Annotated in this window: 21 protein-coding genes, 4 tRNA genes and 1 pseudogene; 16 read left to right on the top strand and 10 right to left on the bottom strand. The window is 71.1% G+C overall.

The features are described 5' to 3' along the window. Positions 1-51: 51 nt before the first annotated feature. The 3 genes and pseudogenes from QSK37_RS10505 to QSK37_RS10500 all read right to left on the bottom strand — a co-directional run bounded on the left by QSK37_RS10505 (position 52) and on the right by QSK37_RS10500 (position 1,951). On the bottom strand, positions 52-1,224 hold the full coding sequence (locus tag QSK37_RS10505; protein ID WP_285619380.1) for a hypothetical protein: 1,173 nt from the start codon (positions 1,222-1,224) through the stop codon (positions 52-54). Between the two features lie 312 nt (positions 1,225-1,536). After that, positions 1,537-1,623 (bottom strand): annotated as a pseudogene (locus QSK37_RS51680) (hypothetical protein); the annotation flags it as partial. A 19-nt stretch (positions 1,624-1,642) separates the two neighbouring features. Next, entirely contained in the window at positions 1,643-1,951 is a 309-nt protein-coding gene (locus QSK37_RS10500; RefSeq protein ID WP_285619378.1) for a hypothetical protein, read from the bottom strand. Positions 1,952-2,139: 188 nt separating this feature from the next. Between QSK37_RS10500 and QSK37_RS10495 the strand changes: the two genes are divergently transcribed. From QSK37_RS10495 to QSK37_RS51675, 4 genes are all read left to right on the top strand, one after another. Beyond that, positions 2,140-3,198 (top strand): alpha/beta hydrolase, encoded by a 1,059-nt coding sequence (locus QSK37_RS10495; RefSeq protein ID WP_285619377.1) that lies wholly within the window; start codon positions 2,140-2,142, stop codon positions 3,196-3,198. Next, positions 3,198-4,688 (top strand): hypothetical protein, encoded by a 1,491-nt coding sequence (locus QSK37_RS10490; RefSeq protein WP_285619375.1) that lies wholly within the window; start codon positions 3,198-3,200, stop codon positions 4,686-4,688. The genes QSK37_RS10495 and QSK37_RS10490 overlap by 1 nt, the downstream gene beginning before the upstream one ends. After that, on the top strand, positions 4,685-5,638 hold the full coding sequence (locus tag QSK37_RS10485; RefSeq protein WP_285619373.1) for an alpha/beta hydrolase: 954 nt from the start codon (positions 4,685-4,687) through the stop codon (positions 5,636-5,638). The genes QSK37_RS10490 and QSK37_RS10485 overlap by 4 nt, the downstream gene beginning before the upstream one ends. A 496-nt stretch (positions 5,639-6,134) precedes the next feature. After that, entirely contained in the window at positions 6,135-6,332 is a 198-nt protein-coding gene (locus tag QSK37_RS51675; protein ID WP_432705552.1) for a hypothetical protein, read from the top strand. Positions 6,333-6,415: 83 nt separating this feature from the next. Here QSK37_RS51675 and QSK37_RS10475 read toward each other — a convergent pair. The 3 genes from QSK37_RS10475 to QSK37_RS10465 all read right to left on the bottom strand — a co-directional run bounded on the left by QSK37_RS10475 (position 6,416) and on the right by QSK37_RS10465 (position 6,683). After that, positions 6,416-6,490 (bottom strand) — tRNA-Val (locus tag QSK37_RS10475). Between the two features lie 21 nt (positions 6,491-6,511). Next, positions 6,512-6,582, bottom strand: a tRNA-Cys gene (locus QSK37_RS10470). Between the two features lie 28 nt (positions 6,583-6,610). After that, positions 6,611-6,683, bottom strand: a tRNA-Gly gene (locus QSK37_RS10465). Positions 6,684-6,832: 149 nt separating this feature from the next. Between QSK37_RS10465 and QSK37_RS10460 the strand changes: the two genes are divergently transcribed. From QSK37_RS10460 to QSK37_RS10435, 6 genes are all read left to right on the top strand, one after another. Then, positions 6,833-7,552, top strand: coding sequence for an ArsR/SmtB family transcription factor (locus QSK37_RS10460; protein ID WP_285619371.1), 720 nt, complete (start codon positions 6,833-6,835; stop codon positions 7,550-7,552). Between the two features lie 243 nt (positions 7,553-7,795). Beyond that, positions 7,796-9,949, top strand: a complete 2,154-nt coding sequence (locus QSK37_RS10455) for a fibronectin type III domain-containing protein (RefSeq protein WP_285619369.1) — start codon at positions 7,796-7,798, stop codon at positions 9,947-9,949. Continuing rightward, positions 9,949-10,938 carry an AAA family ATPase gene (locus tag QSK37_RS10450; protein ID WP_285581023.1) on the top strand — a complete coding sequence of 330 codons (990 nt, stop codon included), beginning with the start codon at positions 9,949-9,951 and terminating at the stop codon, positions 10,936-10,938. The genes QSK37_RS10455 and QSK37_RS10450 overlap by 1 nt, the downstream gene beginning before the upstream one ends. Positions 10,939-10,940: 2 nt before the next feature. Continuing rightward, positions 10,941-12,068 (top strand): DUF58 domain-containing protein, encoded by a 1,128-nt coding sequence (locus QSK37_RS10445; RefSeq protein WP_285619367.1) that lies wholly within the window; start codon positions 10,941-10,943, stop codon positions 12,066-12,068. Then, positions 12,065-14,437 carry a transglutaminase TgpA family protein gene (locus tag QSK37_RS10440; protein WP_285619365.1) on the top strand — a complete coding sequence of 791 codons (2,373 nt, stop codon included), beginning with the start codon at positions 12,065-12,067 and terminating at the stop codon, positions 14,435-14,437. The genes QSK37_RS10445 and QSK37_RS10440 overlap by 4 nt, the downstream gene beginning before the upstream one ends. 24 nt (positions 14,438-14,461) lie before the next feature. After that, positions 14,462-14,848, top strand: a complete 387-nt coding sequence (locus QSK37_RS10435; RefSeq protein ID WP_285619363.1) for a VOC family protein — start codon at positions 14,462-14,464, stop codon at positions 14,846-14,848. A gap of 120 nt (positions 14,849-14,968) precedes the next feature. On the opposite strand, the gene QSK37_RS10430 is transcribed toward QSK37_RS10435, so the two are convergent. Continuing rightward, on the bottom strand, positions 14,969-16,675 hold the full coding sequence (locus tag QSK37_RS10430) for a serine/threonine-protein kinase (RefSeq protein WP_285619362.1): 1,707 nt from the start codon (positions 16,673-16,675) through the stop codon (positions 14,969-14,971). 99 nt (positions 16,676-16,774) lie between these two features. On the opposite strand from QSK37_RS10430, the gene QSK37_RS10425 reads away from it, so the two are divergent. The 3 genes from QSK37_RS10425 to QSK37_RS10415 are packed head-to-tail and all read left to right on the top strand — an operon-like array spanning position 16,775 to position 20,364. Continuing rightward, positions 16,775-18,544: a carboxyl transferase domain-containing protein gene (locus QSK37_RS10425; RefSeq protein ID WP_285619359.1), complete on the top strand. Its 1,770-nt coding sequence runs from the start codon at positions 16,775-16,777 to the stop codon at positions 18,542-18,544. 15 nt (positions 18,545-18,559) lie between these two features. Beyond that, positions 18,560-19,534: an anthranilate synthase component I family protein gene (locus tag QSK37_RS10420; protein ID WP_285619358.1), complete on the top strand. Its 975-nt coding sequence runs from the start codon at positions 18,560-18,562 to the stop codon at positions 19,532-19,534. Then, a complete protein-coding gene (locus QSK37_RS10415; RefSeq protein WP_285581038.1) occupies positions 19,531-20,364 on the top strand; it encodes an aminotransferase class IV in 834 nt (277 codons plus the stop codon). Before QSK37_RS10420 ends, QSK37_RS10415 begins: the two co-directional genes overlap by 4 nt. Positions 20,365-20,442: 78 nt before the next feature. On the opposite strand, the gene QSK37_RS10410 is transcribed toward QSK37_RS10415, so the two are convergent. Continuing rightward, on the bottom strand, positions 20,443-20,862 hold the full coding sequence (locus QSK37_RS10410) for an SsgA family sporulation/cell division regulator (RefSeq protein ID WP_285581039.1): 420 nt from the start codon (positions 20,860-20,862) through the stop codon (positions 20,443-20,445). 198 nt (positions 20,863-21,060) lie between these two features. On the opposite strand from QSK37_RS10410, the gene QSK37_RS10405 reads away from it, so the two are divergent. The 3 genes from QSK37_RS10405 (at position 21,061) to QSK37_RS10395 (ending at position 22,183) form a co-directional block, all read left to right on the top strand. After that, the gene (locus QSK37_RS10405) at positions 21,061-21,432 is read left to right on the top strand and encodes a TIGR02611 family protein (protein ID WP_285581041.1); all 372 of its coding nucleotides are present in this window, start codon (positions 21,061-21,063) and stop codon (positions 21,430-21,432) included. A gap of 79 nt (positions 21,433-21,511) precedes the next feature. Beyond that, a tRNA-Val gene (locus QSK37_RS10400) sits at positions 21,512-21,583 on the top strand. Between the two features lie 156 nt (positions 21,584-21,739). After that, positions 21,740-22,183 (top strand): hypothetical protein, encoded by a 444-nt coding sequence (locus QSK37_RS10395; protein WP_285619356.1) that lies wholly within the window; start codon positions 21,740-21,742, stop codon positions 22,181-22,183. 122 nt (positions 22,184-22,305) lie between these two features. On the opposite strand, the gene pntB is transcribed toward QSK37_RS10395, so the two are convergent. Together pntB and QSK37_RS10385 are read right to left on the bottom strand one after the other, a co-directional pair. Continuing rightward, entirely contained in the window at positions 22,306-23,763 is a 1,458-nt protein-coding gene (gene pntB, locus QSK37_RS10390) for a Re/Si-specific NAD(P)(+) transhydrogenase subunit beta (RefSeq protein ID WP_285619355.1), read from the bottom strand. A gap of 62 nt (positions 23,764-23,825) precedes the next feature. Further along, entirely contained in the window at positions 23,826-25,355 is a 1,530-nt protein-coding gene (locus QSK37_RS10385; RefSeq protein WP_285619353.1) for a Re/Si-specific NAD(P)(+) transhydrogenase subunit alpha, read from the bottom strand. Between the last annotated feature and the right edge of the window lie 815 nt (positions 25,356-26,170).

Genomic DNA, 26,170 nt, shown 5'->3' with positions numbered 1-26,170 from the left:
CCGTACCGTTCCGCCTGCCGGGCCGCTGACCGCCACGCCTATCTACCTGATCTAGCCGCAGGCGTGAGCGGCGCCCGCATCATGTCCGCTCATCGGACGGCGGCTGCCGGGAAGCAGCGTGACCGCAACCACGACGAGAACATATCCGACCCGCAGCAACCCGAGAACATGCAGTGAGATCGGTGCGACGTGTGCCACGAGACGTGCGACGTGCAGCATCAGCAGACCGCCGGTCGTCAGCCAGGGCCATCGCCGATCGGAGGCCACCAGGTCGTACGCTACGGCGCCGAGCAGGATTCCGGCCGTGTAGTAGGAGTACACCTCCGGGTCGAGCAGGATCCGCGCGGCCGTGGCGAGCACGATGACCGCGGGCCATCGGCCTCGGATCACCGCGAGCGTACCGAGCAGGCAGCCGAGTGCCAGCTGGGCCGGCCGGTCCCATGAGGGGGTGCGCGGGTAGGTGAAGCCGAGCGCGCGCAGGCCCGACGACGTCGCCGTCGGGATGGCGAAGCTCGCCGCGGTCAGCGTGTGCCCGTCGTAGAGCAGGAACGGCAGCCAGGCCACCGCCACGCCGGCCGCGCACGCGGCCGCCGCACGCCATCGATCGGGGCGCGCGACCGCGAGCACGAGAGGAGCGAAGGCCGCGGCCCACGGCTTGGCGTCGGCGGAGGCCGCGACCAGCAGGCCGGCGGCGACCGGATGGCCGGATCTGACCGCGTGCAGGGCCGCGACGGCGAAGAGCAGCGCCAGGACGTCGTCCAGGTGGCCGGCGTGGGTGACCAGTTCGGCCCAGACCGGAAGGAAGAGCAGTCCGGTGGTGAGCAGCCGTGATGGTTGCCGCGTACCCGCCGGGGCCAGGCGCCACAGTGCGTACAGGACGAGCGGCCCGGTGAGGCTCATCGCGGTGAGCGCCAGCAGACGGCCAGGTGTGGCTCCGAGTAGCCGCAGCGGTGTTGCGACCAGGAAGGCGATCGGCCCGATCTGCAGGTCGGGATGGGCGGCGTACAGGTGGAGGCCCTGGCCCGGATCGTCGCCGAACAACAGCCGGCTGCCCTGGGCGAAATAGTGCCACGAGCCGCCGCCGCCCGGCAGGCGCAGGCCGGTCCATATCGCCGTCCAGGTCCACAGGCACCACCACACGGCTCGGGACCGCCGATCGTGCTCCGGGCTCGTTTCGCGGGCCGCAGGTGAGGCTCCGTCGTGTACGACCTCCTGTTCGATCATCGCGCCACGTCGTGGTGATGCCATGATGACCTGTGCATTCTCCGGCTCCTCCCTATTGGTGGGGCCAACGTAGGGAGAGCCGGGTAAGAGGCTGGAAAGACGGCGGCAAGCGACCGGCTTACTGGAGCCGCGGAGTAAGCGAGCAGTCGCCAGGTAACGTCGCGCTCGGTTCGTCGGGCCGAGGCCACCGTCACTGCGTGCCTGGGAGAGGTGGTCCCCGCTGGAGGCGCCGAAGGGACGGGTCAGGATGTAGGCGATCCAGAAGGTCAGGACCGCGTTCACGTTGAGACCGAAGTGGGAGAAGGCCACGAGCGCGATCGCCGCGCCGAAGATGAGCGTGGCGGCCAGGTAGCCGAGGCTCAGCTTCTTCGAGAGCAGGTCGCCCGCCGCGGTGCCCAGTGTGTCAGCGGTCCCGTTATCAGCCGCGGGGCAGGGAGATGACGAATCGTCCGGCCGCGTCGATGGCGATGTCTCCGGGACCGTCGTCGGTGATGATGATCTCCACGTCGGCGGTGCACTCCACGGTGATCTGGTTCCGCGCGTAGCGGCGGGCATTGTTCAGCAGAGGCACGAGGATGCGCTCGACCAGGTTCGCGGGCACCCCGGCGGTCACGTCGTTACCGGCGACCACGATCGGCGGCCCCTCGGTGCTGCGCTCGGCGAGGTCACGGGCGAGGTGGAGCGGCGAGCATCGGCCCCGGACCTGAACGGCCGGCTGAGCCTCCACCGGGTCGGAGCTCCGGATGAGGTACCCGCCGAGAGCCAACCATCACGCTCGGTAAAGATCCTTTACGACGGGGATATCGGTGCGTCAACGGACGGCAAACGCCCTTCTATTCGCCGGTCTGGACACGGTAGACCGGGTCTAGCCGTCTTGCGAGCCCGCGGCGGCCGTATCGGAGTCAGGGGGGTGCGGTGGGTCTGCTGGGCTGGCCGCTCCTTGCGTTGATGCTCATGCTCGCCGTGGGATGCCCGGCGGCGTGCGTCCTGCTGTGGGTGCGCGTACACGGTCTGTTCGCGCTGCCGGCACGCGTGTCGCTGGTCGTGGCCAGCCAGGTCGCGGCCGTGCTCGCGGTGGGCGTGGTGGTCAACGACAAGTACCAGTTCTTCGCCTCGTGGAGTGACCTGATCGGCGGGCAGAACGGCACGAATACGCCGATCGAGCAGCCGAACTACGGCGGCCCGCCGATGGCGGGCGGCCCACCGCGCAACGACTTCCGCCCGGGTCCGGACCACACGCTGGAGGCGACGGTCGTCGGGACGGGATCGCGGATCCGCAGCAAGATCTGGGTGTGGCTGCCGCCGCAGTACCGCACCCAGCCGCGGCGGCGATTCCCGGTGGTCGAGCTGTTCACCGGTTACCCGGGCACCCCGGAAACGTGGTTCCACGCCATGCAGGGGCCCAAGAAGCTGCAGAAGGCCATGAACACCGGGGCCGCGCAGCCGTACATCCTGGTGGCGCCGACGATCACCGTGCAGCCGGGCCACGACACCGAGTGCGTCAACGTCCCGCACGGCCCGAAGGTCGCCACCTGGCTGACCGAGGACGTACGGCGGATCATCACGTCGAACTTCCGCACACTGCCCGGCACGGACTCCTGGGGCACGATGGGGTACTCCACGGGCGGGTTCTGCGCCGCGAAACTGCCGGTCCAGTACCCGAAGCTGTTCCGCGCCGGGGTCAGCATCGCCGGGTACTTCAGCCCGTTCACCTCCGCTCTCGCGAGGCTGCCCGGTGAGAACGTACCGGCGCTGATCCGGCAGCGGCATCCCCACGTCGACCTGCTCCTCGCGGCGAGCAAGCAGGACCCCGGCACCGTCGGCTCGGTCGGCACCATGGTGAAGGTGGCCAGGCCGCCGACGCTCGTCTACACGTACGTGGTGCCCCGCGGCGGGCACAACACCGGAGTCTGGGCCGCCATGCTGCCCAAGTGCTTTCAGTGGCTGACGACGGAACTGGCGCACGGACACTGATGCGAGAGGCCACGACGCAAGAGACGACGCGGCCGCCGGTCGCGTCCCTGGCCGATCCGCTTCGGTGGCCGGCGCTGCCGCTCGCGGGGGTGGCAGCGCTGCTGACCGCGGCCCACCTCGCCGTGGTGACCCGGCACGGCGGGGTGGGCTGGGACGAGGCGCTGTACATCAGCCAGGTGAGCCCGCGATTCCCGGCGGCCGCGTTCAGCGCGCCGCGGGCGCGCGGCATCACCTACCTCATCGTCCCCGCGGTCCAACTGACCGGGTCACTGAACCTTCTCCGCGCCTACCTGACCGTGCTCGGCGGCGCGGCACTCTTCCTCGCGTACTGGCCATGGCTCGCGCTGACCTCGCGGCGGTCGATCGTCACGCTGGCGGCGCTGCTGTTCGGAGGCCTCTGGGTCACCGGGTTCTACGGCTCCGAGGTCATCCCGAACTTCTGGGTCGCGGTGGCCGGCCTCGCCATGACCGGCTGGTTCGTCCGATGCGCGCGCTCGGGCGGGCGGGCCGCTCACACCGGGCTGGTGGTCTCCGGAGCGGTCGCGGCGCTGATGCGGCCGGGCGACGCCTTCTGGATCTGGCTGCCGCTGCCGGTGGCCGCGCTTTTCGTGCGCCGGTGGCGGCGGCCGGGGCTCCTGCTCGCCGTGGTGGCGGCGCCGGTGCTCGGCCTCGCGCAGTGGACCGTCGAGTCGTTCCAGCGGTACGGCGGGCCGCTCGAACGGCTGCGGCGGTCGAGCGCGATCGAGGGTGGTCTCGGCTGGCATCCGCGGGCGATCTTGTTCGAGCTGCACGCGATCAATGGGCCGCTTGAGTGCCGTCCGTGCGGCACGAGCGTCCCGCACACCCCGATCATCCTGTGGTGGCTCGCCGTCCCGCTGCTCGCGGCGGGAGGTGTGGTCCTGGCCGTGCGCGCCCGCCGGGCGGAGCCGACGGTGATGGCCGCCGTGTGCGGCGTGTCCGCAGGAGTGCCCTACCTGCTGCTGGTCGGGTACTCCGCACCGCGATTCCTGCTTCCCGCGTACGCGCTGCTGGCGCTGCCCGTCGCGGATTGCCTGGCGGACCTGCCGTCACGCCTGCCGAGGTTCCGCTGGGCCGTGGCCGGCCTGGTCGGCGTTGCGCTCGTCGCCCAGGTCGGTAGCCAGCAGGTCGAGCTACTCCGGACCGCGCGGCAGAACGCCGCGCAGCGCAGGATCTACGCGAACGGCGCCGCGGGCCTGCGCCGGCTCGGCCTGCGGGCACCCTGCCTGCTAAGCGGCTCGCGCTCCGTGCCGGTGGCGTTCTACCTGGGCTGCCGGACGGACCAGCCGGGCGGGATTCTCCAGTCGACGACGCCAGAACGGATCGTCGCGGACGCACACCGCGTGCCGACCGGAGTCCTGGTGCGCGGCGCCCGGCCGCCCGCCTACGCGGCGGACTGGGTCCGGCATCCGCTGTCCGGGCTCGGCCGGCACTGGTCGGTCTACCTTCCGCCCTGGTATCGGCCGTCGTGATCGCGACGGTGCTGCGCGTGGCGGGGCCGCTGGCCGCCGGCCTCCTGCTCGTCGGGTGCACCGGCGACGGCGCGCATCCGGCGCAGCCGCCCGCTCCCGCGCCGACGACGAGCCAAGCCTCGGTACCGACGCAGGCGGCGCGGTTCCGGATCGCCCGCCGGACCTCGGCCGGCCCGATTCTCGTCACGTCGCTGAAGGGCGCCAAGTCCGGGATGACCGGCAAGGTCTGGGTGTGGCTGCCGCCGCAGTACCGCGATCCCGCGTACGCCAGGACGCGCTTCCCGGTGCTCATGCTGTACCCGGGCGGCAGCGGCGCCGGCTACAACTACTGGACCGACCCGAAGGTCGAGCCGATCCAGGAGGAAGACATGCTTCTGGCCCGGCAGGGCCGGGCCCACCCGTTCATCATGGTGATGCCGATCATGCAGCCGTCCACGCGCGAGGACACCGAGTGCAGTGACATCCCCGGACACGTCCGGATCGGCACCTGGCTGGCCGACGACGTGCCCGCTCTGGTGCGCGCGTCCTTCCACACCCTGACGAGCCGGAACGGCTGGGGCACGGTCGGCGCGTCGTCCGGGGCCTTCTGCGCCGTGAAGATGGCCGCCGAGCGCTCTGGCACGTACACGGCGGCAGTGTCGTGGGGCGGCTATTTCACGCCCGACACGACCCTGAGCTGGTCCCCGCGCGACCGGCAGGCCAACCGCCCGGACCTGATCCTCCAGCGGACCAGGCCCGACCTCCGGCTGTTCCTCCTCGCAGGCGGCGACCCGAAGATCCACGCGGACGTGGTGCGGATCGAGGCGCTGACCAAGACGCTCCGGCCGCCCACCGCCGTCACCACCTACATCCAGCCACACGGCCTGCACCAGACCTCCGACCTGAAGAAACTCCTGCCGGCGATCCTGGAGTTCCTCACCCGGAACCTGGCCGGCCCCTCCTCCCGATAGGCCGTCCCGACCCTGATCGTGCGAGGCGCACCGCCCGGCGGCCGAGGGATCAGACCATCGCGCGGATGATTCCCACTCGGCGGGCCGGCTTGGCAGGCACGTCGACGACCGTGATCTGAATCTCGGCGCGGCGGGCCGAGGTCGTGATCGGTGGCGGGTTGCGCTGGGGTGAGCTGGTCGAGCTGCGCCTACTGAGCCCCGGAGATCACTCTCACGGGTCCCGTCCTCTCCTGGGGATCTCGGTGTTACGGCTCCGAATGCGGCGGGGCGCCGGTATCGGCATGGCACGTTGAGCGGATACTCGATGGGCCGATGTCGATGTCGGCATTGCCGAGGTGCGTACGTTCGCTACCGGGCGATGCGTCGCGCGGCCGGTATGGACCATCCACGGTCCCGACGCCTGCCGGACACCGATGGGCATAGCCCGCGCGATTGGTTCCGCAAGCAGGCATGGGACCCGACGATCGAAGCCGCCAACGTCGGACGCCGTGTGCGGGTGCGGGATCCGCGGCACGCGCACGCGTCCTGGGTACTGGCTGGGGGAGCGGACCTGCAGATCGTCAGGGAACGACTTGGGCACGCCGGCCTGCGGGCCACCGAACGTTACCTGCACACCCTGCCCGACGCCGACGACACCGCCCTGGCGGCCTTCGCACGGCCCCGGGCCGGCGCCGGCCGAACGGTGGCGTCGTGACACCGGCCACGGTCAAATGACGGTCGAACGAGCGAAAGCCCGGCCACCGTATCCGGTGTCCGGGCTGCTGACCAGGCATTACCTGGTGGGCGATACTGGGATTGAACCAGTGACCTCTACCGTGTCAAGGTAGCGCTCTCCCACTGAGCTAATCGCCCTCATGAAGCCGAGTGCTTCAGAGGTGGAGACGGGATTTGAACCCGTGTACACGGCTTTGCAGGCCGTTGCCTCGCCTCTCGGCCACTCCACCGAGTGAGGCCTTTGGCAAGACCTCTCCGAGCGGACGACGGGATTCGAACCCGCGACCCTCACCTTGGCAAGGTGATGCTCTACCAACTGAGCCACGTCCGCGTGGTGTCTCCTGGGAGGCTGTCCCCCCTGGCGACACGCCAAACACTAGCGGATTCTCAGCCCTACCCCCAACTCGGTTACGCCTTCGGGCCCACCGGCGTGGCGTTCTTTCGACGGGCGTCTAAGCATCCTGGGCGTAACGTCGTCCTATGCCCGAACCCTACGGCTCCGATATCGCGCCGGTGGCGGCGCTGCTCGCCGATCGTGCGCGGGCGGCGATGCTCACGGTGCTGCTCGACGGGAGGCCGCTGTCCGCCGGTGAGCTGGCCCGTACGGCCGGAGTCAGTCCGGCCACGGCGAGCTCGCATCTCGGCAAGCTCCTCGACGGTGGGCTCGTGAGCGTCGTCAAGCAGGGGCGGCACCGCTACTACCGGCTCAAGGGCGCCGAGGTCGCCTCGGTGATCGAGACGCTGAGCCTGATCAGCCCGCGGGTGCAGGTGCGCAGCCTGCGGCAGTCGAGGCAGGCGGTGGCGCTGGGAGAGGCGCGTACCTGTTACGACCACCTCGCCGGCCGGGCCGGGGTCGCGCTGTTCGACGCGATGATCACCCGTGGGCTGCTCGAACCGGCGCTGGACGCCGTCGCCGACGAGCCCGAGCGCAGCGCGTACGAGGTGAGTGACAAGGGGGAGAAGAGTCTCGGCGCCATCGGCGTCGACGTGGCCGCGGTCCGCGCGTCGCGGCGGAGGTTCGCCGGGCACTGTCTCGACTGGACCGAGCGCCGTCCACACCTCAACGGCGCTCTCGGCGGCGCGGTGACGGCCGGCATGATCGAGCACGGCTGGTTCGAGCGGGGCCGGTCCCGCCGCTCCCTCCTCCTCACCGAGAGCGGGCGCACCGGCCTCGCCGACGTTTTCGGCTGCGTCATCTGAGAACGGAGCCGGCGGAGAAGCGGAGGAACCGGCTCGCCTGTTCGTACGTCCAAGCGCTCGAAGCAGGGGCCTACAGGACGTCCTCTTCCACGGAAAGCGACGTCCATTTCGGTCACTCACCGTCGCTGGTCAGAGAAGTGTGTCACCAATTGGGCACTACCGACATTTGACCGGCTTGGACACATTAAGGTGACCCTTGCATCACCGATGGGCCGGGGTGCGACGCGCGGGAGGTAGGAAACGGTGAGCGGGGAGCGCAGGTTCTTCCGTCGTGATCGGCTGACCGGGCATATCGCGATCGGAGTCGTGGGCGTGCTGTGCGCCGCCGCCGTCGTGTTCGGCGTCGGAATGGCCAGTGCGAAGTACCACCTGTCGGACGTCGGCGGCTGGCTGACCTCCGTCCACCGGGGCGAGCTCGTCCACGTCAACGGGCTGTCCGGCAAGGTGGACGGCAAGGTCACGCTGTCCGGCTCGACCGGTCACCCGATGAAGGTGATCCAGCAGGGCGGCGTCGTCCTCATCGTCGACGAGGTGACCGGCGTGGTCAGCCGCGTCGACCCGGCGCATCTCAACGTCGTGCAGGGCGCCACGTTCCGCGGCGCCGCCGGTATGCAGGTGGTGTCCGGATCGGGCCAGGCGTACGCGCTGGACCAGCAGAAGGGCAGCGTTCAGCGGCTCGACCCGATGACTCTCGCGACGATGGGCTCGCCGCTCGGCCTCACCGGCCCGCTCGGCTCGGCCGGCATCGACGCGACCTCGGTGCTGTGGGTCCCGGTGCCCACCAACGGCCAGGCCGCGCCCGTACGCAGCGGGCAGGCCGCGCAGCCGATCGGCATCGGCCGGGCGGGTGACGACCTGTCGCTCACGATCGCCGCGGGCGCTCCGGTGATCACCGACTTCACGTCCGCGCAGGCCGTGATCATCGGCAAGAACGGCACCCAGATCAAGGTGCGCCTGCCCTCGACCGTCGCCCAGGTGGGCAAGGGCTCGGTGCTGGCGCCCGCGAGCACCGACGGCCAGCTCGTCCCGCTGCTCGCCGGCAACTCCCTCGTCGTGCTGAACACGGGCAGTGGCTCGATCAGCAGCGTCGCGCTGAAGCTGCCGCCCAAGCACAAGCTCGCCGCGCCGCAGGCCCTCGGCCAGAAGGTCTACATCCCGGACCAGAGCTCGGGCGACCTCATCGTGTACGACTCGGCGACCAACCGGATGGCCCCGCAGGTGCCGGTCACCGGGCAGGCCGGCCCGCTCGACGCCTTCGTCAAGGACGGCCTGCTCTGGGTGAACGGCCCGGACAGCGCCAAGGGCGTCGTGGTCGACGGCGCGGGCGGGCACAAGCCGATCCAGAAGTACACGCCGGACGTGCCGGGCAGCCAGAAGAGCCCCGTGCCCCGAGTGGGCGTGCCGGCCGGCGGCGCCAGCGGCCGGCCGAAGCCCGGCGGCGGCGGCCCGACCGCCCCGAGTCACCCGCGGCTGCCCACCAAGCCGCCCGTGACCCCGCCGACGCACAAGCCCGACCCGCCCAAGGTGACGCCGCCGAACGCGCCGACCAACCTGCGGGCGACCCCGCAGCCGGACGGCACGATCAAGGTCGACTTCCAGCCGGGCGGCGGAGGCGACGCGACCGGGTACAAGCTGCTCACGTCGGACGGGCTGACCGCCACGCCGGACAAGATCGGCGCGAACGGTCCCGACTACACGTTCACGGTCAACGGCGGCACCTGCGGCCAGGAGTACCAGTTCGCCGTGGCCGCGCTGTACCACAACCGCGACCACGACTCGGAGGTCGACTCCGAGTACACGACGCCCACCCTGTCGTGCACCGAGCCGGACGCGCCGAGCAACATCACGGGTACGGGCACGGCCCAGGGCGCGAAGATCGACTGGCAGGCGCCGCCGAACGCCGACAACAAGAAGGTCACCTACGCGGTGAACGTGACCGGCCCGAAGACCGGCTCCAACCCGAACCTCACCGGCACCTCGGTGACCTTCGGCGACATCTGGAAGAACGGCACGTACACGGTCAAGGTCACCGCCTCCAACCCGGCGGGCACGAAGTCGGACAGCAAGACCGTCACCCTCAAGGGCCCGTCGGTGAACTATGTGGGCCAGCACGCGGGCAACCCGGGTGACAAGAGCTGGCTTCACCAGACGCCGAGCAACGACGACACCAACGTGTACATCACGGACTACAACGGACAGAACCTCCTCGTCGACTGCCAGAAGATCGGCGGACACTTCGCGCACAGCAACGGTGATCCGTACTACGCCGGCAACCTGTGGGATTACATCCACTACCAGGGCAAAGAGGGCTACATCATCGGCTACCTCGTGGCGACGCCGAAGCAACCCGACTGGCAGAACTACAACGGCCTGCCGCTGTGGGAGTGTGCTGACTGATGACGGCGGAGGCGTACGGGGCGCCTGACGCGGAGGCCTTGGTCGGACGGTTCGCCCAGTTGTTCGGCGCGCTCGCCGGCAACATCGAGCGGGTGATCCGCGGTAAGCGGGAGAACGTCGAGCTGGCGATGCTGTGCCTGCTCAGCGAGGGGCATCTGCTCCTGGAGGACGTGCCGGGCGTGGGCAAGACCACGCTCGCCCGTGCGATCGCGGCGAGCGTGGACGCGCAGTGGACGCGCATCCAGTTCACGCCCGACCTGCTGCCCTCCGACGTGACCGGTGTCTCGATCTTCAACCAGGCCACCAGCAAGTTCGAGTTCCATCCCGGGCCGATCTTCGCCAACATCGTCGTCGCCGACGAGATCAACCGCGGTTCGCCGAAGACCCAGTCGGCGCTGCTGGAGGTCATGGAGGAGCGTCGGGTGTCGGTGGACGGGCGGCCGCAGCCGGTGCCGCGGCCGTTCATGGTGATCGCGACGCAGAACCCGGTCGACATGGACGGCACGTACCCGCTGCCGGAGGCGCAGCTCGACCGGTTCCTGATGAAGATCTCCATGGGCTACCCCGACCACACGTCGGAGGTCGCCGTCCTGACCGGCATGCCGTCCGGGCCAGCCGTCGACCACCTGCCCAAGGTCGCCGGGCGCGACGACGTCAAGAACATGATCGACTTCGCGAGCCGGATCCACGTCGCGCCGCCGCTGTACGACTACCTCGTGCACATCGTCGCCGCCACGCGCCAGCACCCCGACATCCGGCTCGGCGCGAGCCCGCGTGCCAGCCTGGCGCTGCTGCGCGCGGTCCGCGTTCGCGCCGCCGCGGCCGGCCGTTCGTACGTCGTCCCGGAGGACATCAAGGCCCTCGCGCCGCACGTGATCGCGCACCGGCTCATGCTCACGCCGGAGGCGGAGCTGCGCGGCCGTACGGCCGCCGAGCTGGTCGCCGAGGTGCTCGGCCGGGTTCCCGTGCCGCAGGCGGCCGGGGTCTGACCGTGCTGACACGGCTCGGCTGGGGGATCGCCGTGCTCTCGGTGCTGCTGTACGCCGCCGGGGCGTGGCTCGGGTACGCAGAGCCGGTCGTGCTGGCCACCGGTGGCCTGGTGGCCGTCGTCACGGCCGTGCTGTGGACGCTGCCGCGGCCGCGGCTCACCGTCCGGCGGGAGATCACGCCGGACCGGGTCGCGCGCGGCGAGGCGGCCGGCGGCGTGCTGCACGTCACCAACACTGGGCGGCTCCGCCGCGCCGGGATGCGCGCCCACGACGCGTGCGGCGCGGACGCCATCGACGTCGAGCTGCCCGGCCTGCGGCCGAACCGCCCCGAGACGGTGAGGTACGCGCTGCCCACGGACCGGCGCGGGGAGATCCCGGTCGGTCCGCTGCGTCTCGTGCGCGCCGACCCGTTCGGCCTGGCACGGCGCGTACGGGAGTACGGCGACGTCCAGAACCTCCTCGTACGCCCGCGGACCGTCGGGCTCCCGCTGATGCCCTCGGGCCGCAACCATCACCTGGAGGGCCCGACGACCGACACCGCCCCGGCCGGCACGGTCACCTTCCACGCGCTGCGCGAGTACGTCGTGGGCGACGACCTGCGGTACATCCACTGGCGGTCCAGCGCGCGCACCGGCACCCTCATGGTCCGCCAGCTCGTGGACGCGAGCCTGCCGCAGACGACCATCGTGATCGACACGAACGAGAACGCCTACCCCGACCCGGACGACTTCGAGCTGGCCGTCGACGCCGCCGCCTCGGTCGCGGCCGGCGCCTCCGCGGCGAACTTCCCGGTACGCATCCTGACCGGCGACGGGCCTCTCGTGGAGACCCGCGGCGGGCCGCACGACATCGAGCTGATCCTCGACCGCCTGGCCGTGCTCAAGGCGCACGACGTGCCGCACGAGGCGCTCGACGTCGCCCGCCGGGTACGCGCGGGCGGGTCGCTCGTGGTCCTCACCGGCGCGCGGGGGGAGATCTCGCGGGCGGGCACGCTGCGACGCCGGTTCGACCGGGTCGTGTGCGTGCGGATCCGCCCGGAGGCCCCCGGCCCCGGGCTGCCGGGCATCGCGCTGATCGAGATGGCGAACCTCGACGAGCTGCGCGCGGCGTGGGCGGGAGCCGTTCGATGACCACTCCGGACGACGCGCCGCCGCCTCAGGCCCCCGGCCCCCCGCCGGCACCGGAACCGGCGGCCGCTCCTCCGGCCGACGACCGGTCCAAAGGCGAGGCGCCGCCGGACCCCGGACCGTACGGCCCGGGCCCTGGTACCGCCCACGGCTCCGCCGGGAACGGGCCGGAGCGGCCGGCCGCGAAGACCCCGCCCGTACGGCGTGCTCCGGCTCCCCGGCCGGTCTCCGCCGTGCGCCTGGGCCTCGCGCTCGTCGTCACGGCGGCGCTGGCGGCGGCCGCCGGACTCGGCTTCCAGCGGGTCTTCGCCCTCCGCGACATCGGACCGGTCGTCGCGGTCGCGGCCGTCGTCCCCGTGCTCCTGTCGGCGCTGGTCTCCTGGCCCCGGCGCCGCAGTTGGCCGCTCTGGATCGCGATCCTGCTGACGGTGGGCGGCTGGACGCTCGTCACCGGCCTCGTCCTGTTCCACGGCGACTTCGGGGTGATCGGCGGGTCCCTGCGCGACTCCTGGAAGGCCATCCTCACCACGCTCATGCCCGCTCCGGGCCGCCCGGAGCTGCTCGTGCTGCCGCAGGCGCTGACCTGGTTCGCGGCGGCCACCGGGGCCGAGACGGTGCTGCGGTCGAGGACGAAGGCGCTCCCGGCGCTGCCGTCCGTGACCGTCTTCGGGGTCGCGCTCCTGCTCGGCGTCGGCGGTCCCGGCTCGAACCTGCCGGTCGCGGCCGCGCTGGTCGGCCTCGCCGCCGTGCTCGTCGTCGTCCGGGGCGACGGCCGGGCCGGGCGCGCGCCCGTCGGTGTCGCCGCGGCGGTCGCGCTCGGCCTGGTCGCGGTGTTCGCCGGGCCCCTTCTGCCCGTCGCCGGCACGCCGTACGACCCGCGCCAGTCCGTGGAGGCGCCGCCGCCGGAACAGCGCGACAGCGTCAGCCCGCTCGACCGGGTCTCGGCCTGGCTACAGACGCCGGACCAGCAGATGTTCACCGTGCACACCACCGCGCCGGAGAACTGGCGGCTCGCCGTGCTCGACCGGTTCGACGGCGTGACCTGGACCTCCGGCGGGAACTTCGTCGCGGCCGGCAACCGGATCCCCGCGCCGGAGCACGTGACCAGGCACCGGTCCAGCACCCGCGTCGACCAGCGCTTCACCATCCAGAATCTGCCCGGCGTGTGGGTGCCGGCCGCCGACCGGCCCACGACCATCACCGGCCTGGGCGTCACGGTCGACCCCGGCAGCGGTGTGCTCACCACCGTCCAGCCGCTGCGCACGGGCCAGACGTACGCGGTGCGATCGGCGGCCCGCGACTACGACGCGGACGAGCTCGCCGACGCCGAGCCGGCCCGCGATCCCGAGGCGCTGGCCGCGACGTCTCTGCCCGAGTCGCCCGGCACGACCGCCGCGAACGCCCAGGTGCCGGCCTTCCACAAGCTCGCCGAGCAGATCACCGCCGGGCAGAGCACGGGTTTCCTGCGGGCGGCCAAGCTCGCCGACTACCTGCGCGCGACGGACAAGTACGACGTGTCCGGCCTGCCCGGCCACACCTACGCGCAGCTCCAGTACTTCCTCACCCGGTCCAAGCGCGGCACGTCGGAGCAGTTCGCCACCGCGTACGCCGTCCTGGCCCGCTCGCTCGGCCTGCCCACGCGCGTGGTCGTCGGCTTCCGTCCGGGCGTCGGCGGCGACGGTGAGTTCCAGGTGCGCTCCGGCGACGTGCTGGTCTGGCCGGAGGTCGACTTCACCGGGCTGGGCTGGGTGCCGTTCTACCCGACGCCCGAACAGCAGGGCCGCTCGCAGAAGTCCGGCTCGGTGCCGGCGGGGGACACCCAGCAGAAGCTGGAGCAGGCGCAGAAGAACGCCGCGGCCAAGAACAAGGGCAACGGCGGCTCCACGCAGCCCAAGCAGCCGACCCCGCCGCCCGCCACCAAGAAGACGCCGCACAAGGCGACGCCCTGGTGGATGTACGCCTCGGCCGCGGCTCCGCTCATCCCGATCGTCTACCTGGTGGCCGTGCTCGTCCTGCCGATGCTGCGGCGTCGCCGCAGGCGCTCGGCGGCCACGCCCGCCGAGCGGATCGCCGGAGCGTGGGAGCAGACCGTCGAGACGCTGAACGCCGTCGGGCTCCCGCGGGCGACCTCGTTGACCGCGCACGAGGTGGCCGGCTTCGGCGGGCGTACCGTCGCCGGCACCGAGTCCCACCTGCGCCCGCTCGCGGACCTGGTCAACCGCGCGGAGTACGCGGAGCGGCCACCGGACCCGGCCGCGGCGGAGGCCGCCTGGCGGCACACGGACCAGATCGGCCGTCTCGTCGCCCGCGCGGCGAGCCCGCTACGCCGCGCCGGCCGCCGCCTGCACCCGCGCAGGCTGCGAGCGCGCTGAGCGGCGTGTCCTAAAGTCGGGATCATGCTCAGACTCGGATTCCCGGTGATCGGTGTGACCGACCTTCCCCGCGCAGTGGCCTTCTGGACGTCCGCGCTGGACCTGGTGCCCACTTCGGAGTGGGAGAGCGAGACCTGGAGAACACTGGAACACGCGGACGGGTCAGGCCGGGTCCTCGGGCTGATGCGCAGCGAGTCACCCGCCCAGGCGCGTCCGCGGATCCATCTGGACCTGCTGGTGGACACGACCGCCGAGCAGGAAACCGAGGTCGAACGCCTGATCGAGCTTGGAGCCGACCGGATCGCCTGGGACCTGTACCCGCCGAACCCCGACTTCGTCGTCCTCGCGGACCCGGACGGCAACGCCTTCTGCGTCGTGGACCTGAGCAGGGCCCCGTCCGGCACGGCGTAGGCCGCGCGGCCGTCAGGTTCGGTTCGTGACGGACCGGCGGCCGGCCGCCTCGACGGCCCGGGTGGTCTCGTCTCGAACGGGCCGGGGCTCGGGAACACCAATGGCCGGGCAGGCCGGGCCCTACCCCGCGTGCGCGCCGCGGACGCAGGCCGGTTTCGACCAGGCGACCGTGGCGGGCTGGCGGTCGCCCTGCCCCATGGCGACCATCGCGCCCACGACGAAGCAGTAGCCCTTGGTGGGGTCGAGGCCGCTGATGGTGGTGCTGAGCGTGCGAGGCGGGAGGGCCTGCGGGGGCTCCGAGCCCGCCTGGTCGGCCTGCTGCACGAAGATCGGGTAGTCGTTGTTCTTCGCCAGCCTCCAGCGCAGGCTGACGAGCTGGCCCTTGCCGACCGCGTGGACGGAGCGGGGCGTCGCGGCGCGGATGACGGCCGTCGGGACCGCGGGGCTCGTGTTCGGAGTCGACGGCGTCGTCGGAGCCGCCGTGGTCGGGTTCGGCGTCGGCGTCGGCGGCTTCTTGTCGCCGCCGAACACCAGCACACCGGTGATGCCGGCGCCCGTCCCCACGACCACCACCGCCAGCACACCGGCGATGAGGCCGGCGCGGCCCTTCAGGCCGCCGGACGGGGACGTGCCGCCGGTCTGCTGGAGCATGCGGGGCGTCGGCGTGTGCGTCGGGGGAGAGGTCGTCTGCGCCGGCCCCGGCGCGGGCCGCGGCTGAGGCGCCCACGTCTGCGTCATCGGCTGCGCCTGCGGTTGTGCCTGAGGCTGAGCCTGCGGGTGGGACGGCGCCGGCGGCGTCGTCGGGGGCTTCGGCGGCGGCCCGGACGGTCCGGTGTCGGAGCCCGGCGGCCGCTGCGGCGCGGCATTGGGGTGGGCGGCCGGCACGTGCGGCTCGAACGAGCGCACCAGCAGGTCGAACCCGGGGCCGGTGAAGCCGGAGTGGTCGACCTCCGACGGGGACGCGGCCGGCCCGGAGACGGCGCCGCTGCTCGCCAGCTCGGTCACCGGCAGCCGCAGCTCCATCTGCAGGTGCTGCAGCCGTGTGGCGAACGCGACCGCGCTGGGGTAGCGGTCGCTGGGCGACTTGGCCATGGCCTTGGCGATGACCTCGAAGACCTGCGGTGGCACGTCCGCGCGGTCGATCGGCGGCGGCGGCTCGTTGAGGATGCGCATCATCAGCGGGCCGATGCCCGAGCCCGAACCGGCGCGGAAGGCCGGCCGGCCCGCCAGCAGCTGGTACATCGACGAGGCCAGCGCGTAGATGTCGGAGGTCACGCCCGGCGGCTGCCCGTTGACCACCTCCGGCGCGGCGTGGTGCGGCGTGAACGCGTTGGTGTGCGTGGCCTCGGAGGAGTCGACCAGCCGCGCGACGCCGAAGTCGGCCAGCGCCGGCTCGCCGTAGCGGGAGACGAGGATGTTCTGCGGCTTGACGTCGCGGTGCAGCACCTCGGCCTCGTGCGTGGCGGCGAGCGCTCCGGCGATCTTCACGCCGATGCGCAGGACGTCCGGCAGCGGCAGCGGGCCCTCGTTCCTCAGCCGGTCGCGCAGCGAGCCGTGCTCGAAGTAGTCCATCGAGATGTACGGCTTACCGGAGCTCGTCATGCCGGTGTCGAGGACGGTGACGACGTTCGGGTGACCGGTGAGACGCCCGGTGATCTGGCACTCGCGTTCGAACCGGCGCATCGTGTCGTCGTCGACCGCGTCGACGGACAGCACCTTCAGCGCGACGATGCGGTCGAGTCGCTCCTGGTGGGCGCGGTAGACGACGCTGAAGCCGCCTTCCCCCGCCCGTTCGAGGATGCGGTAGCCGGGGACCTCGTCGATCATGCGGTCCCTTCTTCGTCGATCACGGGCATGAGAGGCAGCGGGGGGTGTGTCGTGTTGATGGTAGTACGTGTCCCTGACAACGGAGAGAGGTTGCAGCGCATGGACACGACCCCCGTCACGGCGCCCCTGCAGGGCATTGTCGTCAGTATCGACGTGACCCCCGGCCAATCCGTTCCCGCCGGCGCCCCGCTGGTCGTGCTCGAGTCGATGAAGATGGAGTACGTCGTGGTCGCGCCGGTCCCCGGTGTCGTACGCGACGTCGCGGCCGTCGCCGGCGCGCTCGTCGGCGAGAACGACACGCTGGTCGCCATCGAGGAGGGAGAGGTCGAGGCGGAGGACGCCCCGGCCGACGCCGCGGCGGGGGAGCGGCCCGACCTGGCGGAGGTACGCCGCCGCCACGAGATCGGCCTGGACGCCGCGCGCCCGGACGCCGTACGGCGCCGGCGCGCCACCGGGCACCGTACGGCACGGGAGAACGTCGCGGACCTGTGCGAGACGTTCACCGAGTACGGCGCGCTGGCCGTCGCCGCGCAGCGGGCGCGCCGGCCCCTGGACGAGCTGATCGACAAGACCCCCGCGGACGGCCTGGTCGCGGGGGTCGGGGACGTGAACGGCCGGCCCGCGGTCGTGCTCGCCTACGACTACACGGTCCTGGCGGGCACGCAGGGCGCGATGAACCACTACAAGAAGGACCGGATGCTGGAGCTCGCCGAGCGCCGGCGGCTGCCCGTCGTCCTGTTCGCCGAGGGCGGCGGCGGGCGGCCCGGCGACACCGACACCGCGTCCATCTCGGGTCTGGACACCATGGCGTTCCACCTGTTCGCGCGGCTCAGCGGCCAGGTGCCGCTGGTCGGCATCGCCTCGGGACGGTGCTTCGCCGGCAACGCCGCGCTGCTCGGCTGCTGCGACGTCGTGATCGCCACCGAGGACGCCAACATCGGCATGGGCGGACCGGCCATGATCGAGGGCGGTGGCCTGGGCGTGTTCGCGCCGGAGGAGATCGGCCCGATGGCGGTCCAGGTGCCGAACGGTGTCGTGGACGTCCCGGTCGCCGACGAGGCCGAGGCCGTCCGCGTCGCCCGGCGCTACCTCGGCTACTTCCAGGGACCGGCCGACGCCTGGGAGGTCACCGGGCAGGAGGCGCTGCGCGACCTCGTCCCGCTGGACCGCAAGCGCGTCTACGAGGTCCGTACGGTGATCGAGACGCTCGCCGACGCCGGCTCGGTGCTGGAGCTGAGGGCGGCGTACGGGCCCGGGATCGTCACCGCCCTCGCCCGGATCGAGGGCGTGCCGGTCGGCGTGATCGCCAACAGCCCCGCCCATCTCGGCGGCGCGATCGACGCCGACGGCGCGGACAAGGCATCCCGGTTCATGAAGCTGTGCGACGCGTTCGGCCTGCCGCTGGTGTCGCTGTGCGACACGCCGGGGTTCATGGTCGGCCCGGACGCCGAGAAGACCGCGACCGTACGGCACTTCGCCCGCATGTTCGTCACCGGCGCGAACCTCGGCGTCCCTCTCGTCATGGTCATCCTGCGCAAGGCGTACGGGCTCGGCGCGCAGGCCATGGCCGGCGGCAGCCTCAAGGTGCCGGTCGCGACCGTGGCCTGGCCGACCGGCGAACTCGGCGGCATGGGCCTGGAGGGCGCCGTGCGCCTGGGGTACCGCCGGGAACTGGCCGCCGCCGAGGACCCCGACGCCCTGTTCGACGACCTCGTCGCCCGCGCGTACGAGCGGGGCAGGGCCCTGTCCGCCGCGACGGTCTATGAGATCGACGACGTGATCGACCCGGCCGAGACCCGCCGCTGGATCGCCATGGCGCTGCACGCGGCACCGCGCCGCGAACGCCGGACCCCGCTCGACACCTGGTGACGGCAGACTGGTGCCATGTTCGCCCACGCCGGCGGGTTGCTGGCCACCGAACTGACAGATGTGACCAGCGATCTGACCGCCCTCGACTCATCGGGGCACTGGGCCGTCGTCGTCACGTACGAGGGCGAGGTCACCTGCGCGCGGTTCGGCACCGTACGCCGGACACCGCTCCCGTACGCGCCCTGGCAGGGGCCGCCGCGCGAGTCCTGGACCAGCTCGCTCGGCCGGGACGCCTACGTCGCCGGGGTGGAGACGATCCGCGCGGCGATCGCGGAGGGCACCGTCTACCAGGCCAACCTGTGCCGCGTGCTGTCCGCGCCGCTGCCCGGGAGCGACCTGCTCGGCCTGGGCCACGCCCTCGCCCGCGGCAATCCCTCCCCGTACGGCGCGGTCATGCGGCTGCCGGGGCTCCAGATCGCCTCCGCCTCGCCGGAGCTTTACCTGTCCCGTGCGGGAGACGTGGTCGAGTCGCGCCCGATCAAGGGCACCGCCCGTACGCCGGAGGAGCTCCTGCCCAAGGACCGGGCCGAGAACGTCATGATTGTCGATCTGGTCCGCAACGATCTCGGCCGGGTGGCCGAACCAGGGTCGGTTTCGGTTCCCGCCCTGTGCGCGCTGGAGGAACATCCCGGTCTGGTGCACCTTGTCTCGACGGTACGGAGCCGGCTCCCGGCCGGAACGGGGTGGCCGGAGCTGATCGCCGCGACCTTCCCGCCCGGATCGGTGACCGGCGCGCCCAAGTCCAGCGCGCTGACCCTCCTCAATGAGCTCGAACCGGTGCCCCGCGGCCCGTACTGTGGAGCCATCGGCTGGGTGGACGCGGATTCCCGGCGTGGTGCGCTCGCGGTCGGCATCCGTACCTTCTGGGCAACCGGTGATCTGCTCAGGTTCGGTACCGGAGCGGGCATCACGTGGCATTCCGACCCCCGGCGCGAATGGCAGGAGACCGAGCTGAAGGCGGCTCGGCTATTGGAGGTAGCTTCGCGATGAGTTCCGGTCCGGTATGGATCAATGGGGCGCTGCACGCCCCCGAGGACGCACGAGTATCCGTGTTCGACCACGGCATCCTCGTGGGTGACGGCGTCTTCGAGACGATCAAGGCCGTGCGCGGCCGGTCGTTCGCCCTCACCCGTCACCTGGACCGGCTCGCCGTCTCGGCCGCCGGGCTCGGCCTGCCCGAGCCGGACCTGGACGCCATCCGCCAGGGCACCCTCGACGTCCTCGAGGCCGCGCCCAAGTGGGAGCTCGCCCGCATCCGCATCACCTACACCAGCGGCGAGGGCCCGCTCGGCTCCGACCGCGGCACGACCGGCGCGACCGCGATCGTGGCCGTCGCCGAGCAGCAGCCGTTCCCGGCCACCGGCGACGTCTCGGTCGTGCCGTGGCCGCGCAACGAGCGGGGCGCCCTGTCCGGGCTGAAGACGACCTCCTACGGCGACAACGCCAAGGCCCTCGCGTACGCCCACGACCACGGCGGCGCCGAAGCGATCTTCGGCAACCTCGCCGGAAACCTCTGCGAGGGCACCGGTTCCAACGTCTTCCTGGTCCGCGGCGGCCGGCTGATCACCCCGCCGCTGTCCTCCGGCTGCCTTGCCGGGATCACCCGCGCGCTCGTGCTCGAGTGGGTCGGCGGGGAGGAGACGGACGTGCCGCTGGGGGAGTTCACCGAGGCGGAGGAGGCCTTCCTGACCTCCACGACCCGTGACGTGCAGCCGATCAGGGCGGTCGACGGCACGGTGCTGCCGGCCGCGCCGGGTCCCGTCACCCGCAAGGCCATCGAGGCGTTCGCCGAGCGGGGCGCGGCCGACCTCGACCCGTGATCGTGCGTACGGCCCCGCGCCGTCGGGTGTGGGCCAGCGCTGGGAGGCGCTTGGCGCGGGGCCGTACGGTCCGTTGGGTCAGGAGTGCCAGAGCAGGTCGTCCAGTTCCGCCTCGATGTCGATGAAGTCCGACTCCCGGCCCGCGGCCACGATCTCGTACGTGCGGTTGAGAAAGTCGGTCAGGGGCGTGAGCGGAGCCTCGAAATGGGCGGTACCAAAGGGTGACGAAAGAGACAGGTTCAACGAGCGGTCGCGGACGTCGTCCGCGGGCCACACCTGAACGTCCCCGTCCCCGACCCGCCGCACCACACCAACGGTCAGCAACTCGCGAGCAAAGATCCACTCGACTGGATCATCATCACCGACGTGAAACGCGACACGGATGGCATAGGGGTCGTCGGCGGCGTATTCAAGGGTCGCGAGCAGCGGGACCGTCGTGCGGTCGGGAACGACGAGCCGAAGGCCGACCTCGGCCGAGGCGGTGCTGCTGCTGTTCATCGGGCCATTCCTTCAGGCATCGGACCCGCATCGCGGGCTCTGGGTGAGGACGTCGCTCCCTCCAACGGGTGTCCCCTTCGGTCTCTGACCCGTAACTGCGAGAACTCCTAAGAACATTCCGCCCCCCGAACACAGAGCTGACCGGCCTCACCGACCTGATACCCGCTCTGACCTGCGCGGAAGCGCTATGGTCGATGCGTGTCCGAGCACCTGACCCGCTGGCGCGAGCGCGTACGACGTAACACTCTGTTGAACAACGCGTGGCGTGTCGCGGTGTTCACCGTGGGCACGGCGGTGCTGCTGGCCGGCGTCGCGATGCTCGTCCTGCCCGGCCCGGGCTGGGCCGCGATCTTCGTCGGCTTCGCCATCCTGGCCACGGAGTTCGCCTGGGCCCGCGTCGCCCTCCTGTGGGCCAAGGACACGGCCACCAAGGCGAAGGACAAGGCCCTCGACCCGGAGACCCGCAGAAGAAACCAACTGATCGCCATCGGCGGGGGAGTGGTGATCGCGGCCGGCGTGATCATCTACCTGGAGCGGTACGGCCTGAACCTGCCGTGGACCGCGCGCTGACCGACACCGCACCACCGGGCGGCGCGCGAAGAGGTGCCGGAATGCGCTAATCTTTGCTGGCGACGGGGAAACCCGTCCGGGGCGATTAGCTCAGTGGGAGAGCGCTTCGTTCACACCGAAGAGGTCACTGGTTCGAACCCAGTATCGCCCACCCACCTCGAAGGCCGGTTCCGATCAAGGAACCGGCCTTTTCTGTGCGTACGGCCGCGTGGTCCAGCGGTAGGGCTGGTAGCGGCGGCGGATACGATCCGATCGGGTCAGTCGTGCGGCTCGCCGCGGGGCGCGCTGCCGCGCGCGGTGAGAACGCGTGGAGGGGGCGGATCTGAGGATAGTCAGCGCGGTGATCCTTCTGGCGGTCGCTGGTTTCGCATTCTTCATGGCGCGCGCCGTGTTGGTGGCGGCATCATCCGGCATGTACCTCAAGCTGCGCGGTGTTCGGGCACGGGGCACGTGCGTCGGGAGTGTCCCCGGACGGTACGGGAGCGGAGTGGCGGTGCGGTTCGAGGACCTCGCCGGGACCACTCGGACGGCGAGCGTCTACGGGTGGAACGGCACGCTGTTGCCGGAGACGGGAGAGCCCGTGGAGATCGTCTACAGCCGCCGCAACCCCCGGAACGCCGATCGTTGGCCGGTGCGGACGCAGAATGCGGTCGGTAACGTCCTCTATCTAAGCCTGTGCGGCTTGGTGATCGGCGCGTTGGGCGCCGGAGCATTCTGGGTGGCCGTTCTGGCGGCTTGGTCGGCATTCTGACTTACTAGCGAGATCCGAGACAGGACAAGCCGAACGGCGCCGGCCGGAGGCACTGCTGGGGTGGCCACGACGCTCGTTCCGGGTGCGGCAGTGCATGACGAACCGCCCGCGTGCCGTGGTGCCTAGCCGACCGGGTCGAGCGTTCGGCCTCGGCCTCTCAGTTGGTCCGGCTGTGTCGACAGCGCGACAAGGATGTCCTCGACCCGTGCCTTGGCGTCGCCGAAGAGCATCTGGCTGTTGTCGCGGAAGAAGAGGGGGTTCTGCACCCCGGCGTAGCCGACCGCCATCGAGCGCTTGAAGACGATGACATCCCTCGCCTCCCAGACCCGCAGCACCGGCATGCCGGCGATGGGGGAGTCGGGGTCCTCGGTGGCGGCCGGGTTGACGGTGTCGTTGGCGCCGATGACCAGGACGACATCGGTGTCGGCGAGGTCGTCGTTGATCTCGTCCATCTCCAGGACGATGTCGTAGGGCACCTTGGCCTCGGCGAGCAGCACGTTCATGTGCCCGGGCAGACGTCCGGCGACCGGGTGGATGCCGAAGCGGACGTCGACGCCGCGTTCGCGCAGCTTCTTGGTCAGCTCGGCCACCGGGTACTGCGCCTGGGCGACCGCCATGCCGTAGCCGGGCGTGATCACCACCGACGAGGCGTCGCGTAGCAACTCGGCCGCGCCGACGGCGTCGATCTCGCGGTGTTCGCCGTAGTCGGTGTCGTCGGCCGGTCCGGCTTCGACGCCGAAGCCGCCGGCGATGACGGAGATGAACGAGCGGTTCATCGCCTGGCACATGATGTAGCTCAGGTAGGCGCCGGACGAGCCGACCAGCGCACCGGTGACGATGAGCAGGTTGTTGTCGAGCAGGAAACCCGACGCCGCCGCGGCCCAGCCCGAGTAGCTGTTGAGCATCGACACGACCACCGGCATGTCGCCGCCTCCGATGGAGGCGACCAGGTGCCAGCCGAGGGCGAGCGCGACCGCGGTGACGGCGATCAGCAACGGCAGGTTCGGTGAGTGGACGAAGAAGACGGTGAGCACGACGAACGCGGCCAGGGCGCCGAGGTTGATGTAGTTCTTGCCCGGCAGCATCAGTGGGGACGAATTGATCCGCGCCGACAGCTTGAGGTTGGCGACGATCGAACCGGTGAGGGTGACGGCACCGATGAAGACGCCGATGAACACCTCGGCGTGGTGGATGCGCAGCAGCGATCCGGCGAATTCGCGCTGGCCGCTGTTGTGCTCGACCGAGTAGTAGCCGTCCCAGCCGACCAGTGCGGCGGCCAGGCCGACGAAGCTGTGCAGCAGCGCGATCAGTTCGGGCATGCCGGTCATCTCGACGACCCGGGCCCGCCACAGGCCGATGCCGGCGCCGACGACGATCGCGACGACCAGCAGCACGACGGCCACGGTACGCGCGTGCTCGGTGGCCACGCCGATGGTGGCGGCCAGGGCGATGACCATGCCCGAGATGCCGAAGACGATGCCCTGCTTGGCGGTCTCGTGCTTGCTCAGGCCGGCGAGGGACAGGACGAACAGCAGCGCGGCGACGATGTACGCCGCGTCCGCGACCGAATGAGTGCTCACTTTGACGCCCCGTGGTGTTTCTGGCTGTGGAGAGGTTCGTGGTCGGACCGTGCCGTAGTGCGCTACTCCCTCGTGAACATGCTCAGCATGCGTCGGGTCACGGCGAAGCCGCCGAAGATGTTGATGGACGCCAGCAGGATGGCGACGGCCGACAGCACGATGACGACGGTGTCGTCGCCGCTGCCCTGGATGCCGATCTGCAACATGGCGCCGACGACGATGATCCCGGAAATGGCGTTGGTGACCGACATCAGCGGCGTGTGCAGCGCGTGGTGCACCTTGCCGATCACGTAGTAGCCGATCACCACCGCCAGCATCAGCACGGTGAAGTGCTCGGGGATCGGCGGCGGGGCCAGTGCCGAGATCAGCCACAGCACGACGATTCCGACGCCCACGGCGGCGAACTTCACCCAGGCCGGGCGAGGCGCCTTCGCCGGCTTGAGTTCGGCCGCCGGGCCGGGGGCCGCGGCCGGGGTCGCGGACACCTGGACGGGCGGTGGCGGCCACAGCTTCTCGCCGTCGCGGACCACCGTGATGCCGCGCTGGACGACGTCGTCGAGGTCGAGCACGACCTTCCCGTCCTTGTCCGGCGTCAGCAGCTTCATGAGGTTGACCAGGTTGGTGCCGTACAGCTGACTGGCCTGCGCGGGCAGTCGCCCGGCGAGATCGGTGTAGCCGATGATCGTCACGCCGTTGCCCGTGGTGACGACCTCTCCGGCCACCGAGCCCTCGACGTTGCCGCCCTGTGCCGCGGCCATGTCGACGATCACCGAGCCCGGCTTCATCGTCGCGACCTGTTCGGCGCTCAGCAGCTTGGGCGCCGGTCGCCCCGGGATCAGCGCGGTGGTGATGACGATGTCGACGTCGGCGGCCTGCTCGGAGTAGATCTCGGCGGCCCGCCGATCGTAGTCCTCGCTCGTCGCCCGGGCGTAGCCGTCGCTGGACGCCTTCTGCTCGGCCTCGACGGCCAGGAACTCACCCCCCAGCGACCGCACCTGGTCGGCCACTTCCGGCCGCGGGTCGGTGGCCCGTACGATCGCGCCCAGGCTCGACGCCGCGCCGATCGCGGCCAGTCCGGCCACTCCGGCGCCGGCCACCAGCACCTTGGCCGGCGGCACCTTGCCCGCGGCCGTCACCTGGCCGGTGAAGAACCGGCCGAAGACGTGAGCCGCCTCGACCACCGCGCGATATCCGGCGATGTTGGCCATCGAACTCAGCACGTCCAGTGACTGCGCCCGCGAGATCCGCGGCACCGCGTCCATCGCCAGCGCGGTGATCGGCCGCGCCGCCAGGGCATCGAGCAGCTCCGGGTTCAGCGCCGGAGCCAGCAGCGACACCAGGATCGCGCCGTCGTGCAGCCGGGCGATCTCCTCGGTCGTCGGGGCGTTGACCTTGAACACGACGTCGGCGGCCCACGGGTCGCCGATCGTGGCCCCGGCCTCGGCGTAGGCGTCATCGGTGAAGCTCGACCGCTCACCTGCCCCGGCCTCGACGACCACGTCGTACCCCAGGCCCTGTAACTGCCTGGCCGTCTTCGGGGTCGCGGCTACCCGAGTCTCGTCCTGGCTCTCGTTGACAACACCAATGAGCATCCTGCGGGTCCATTCGGAAACCGGCGTGGCGCGTAGGCCAGCCGCAGAATTTTCATGACCGAGTCATCCAACCATTTCGGTGGCGGCAACGTGTCCCCGGGTCTGCCGAACCAGTGGTATAGGGGACGTTTGCGCGGTCCAGCACACGGGCGCGGCCTGGTCAGGCGGGGCGGGGCGTGTGGGGAAGGGCGCCTCGGTGGAGCATGACGCTCACGCGGCTCTTCGTCCGGGCGAGGGCGGCCGTGAAGTACGGCGACCGTCGTGGACGCCGTCGGTCTCCGGCCGGACCAAGATCGGACTCAAGGGGCTTCCGGCGACATCCCGGGGCCTCGACCGATTCCGTGCGCATCGCGTGTCATGCCGCGGATCTTGTGCCGGACGATCTGTGGGAACCGGTGGCTCCCGCTCCCGAGAGGCGCCACCACTTCGCGGCGGCTTGCCGTGATCAGCGGTTCAGCAGGCGGAAGCAGTCCCCAGAGGGGTGCGGTGAGCAGCGCGGCTGGGGGGTGAGCGCAGACGTAGAAATAAAGGAGATTTTCGGCGTCGGACGCAAGAAGCCGCCCATCGCGGGCGGCGCTATTTCGCCGTCTGAAGAAATGATATCGACTCTCGGCTGTACGAACACGGGTCTAGCGCACGTATCTATCATTCTATGAATGCGATATGGAAGGCGTCCTTCAATATGCCGTCATCTCCGTCGGTCGCGCCACTGTCTTCTGCGCCATATCGGAGCGCTCCATTAGTGCAGGTCAGCCATGTTCTTCCGGTGGCGCGGCGGGCGGTGGCCCGCCCGCCGGCCTGATTGGCGCTGAGAC

Source organism: Actinoallomurus iriomotensis (assembly GCF_030269445.1).
Taxonomy (GTDB): domain Bacteria; phylum Actinomycetota; class Actinomycetes; order Streptosporangiales; family Streptosporangiaceae; genus Actinoallomurus; species Actinoallomurus iriomotensis.
Note: the sequence above shows the minus strand (reverse complement) of the source record. Positions and strands in the feature narration are given on the sequence as shown.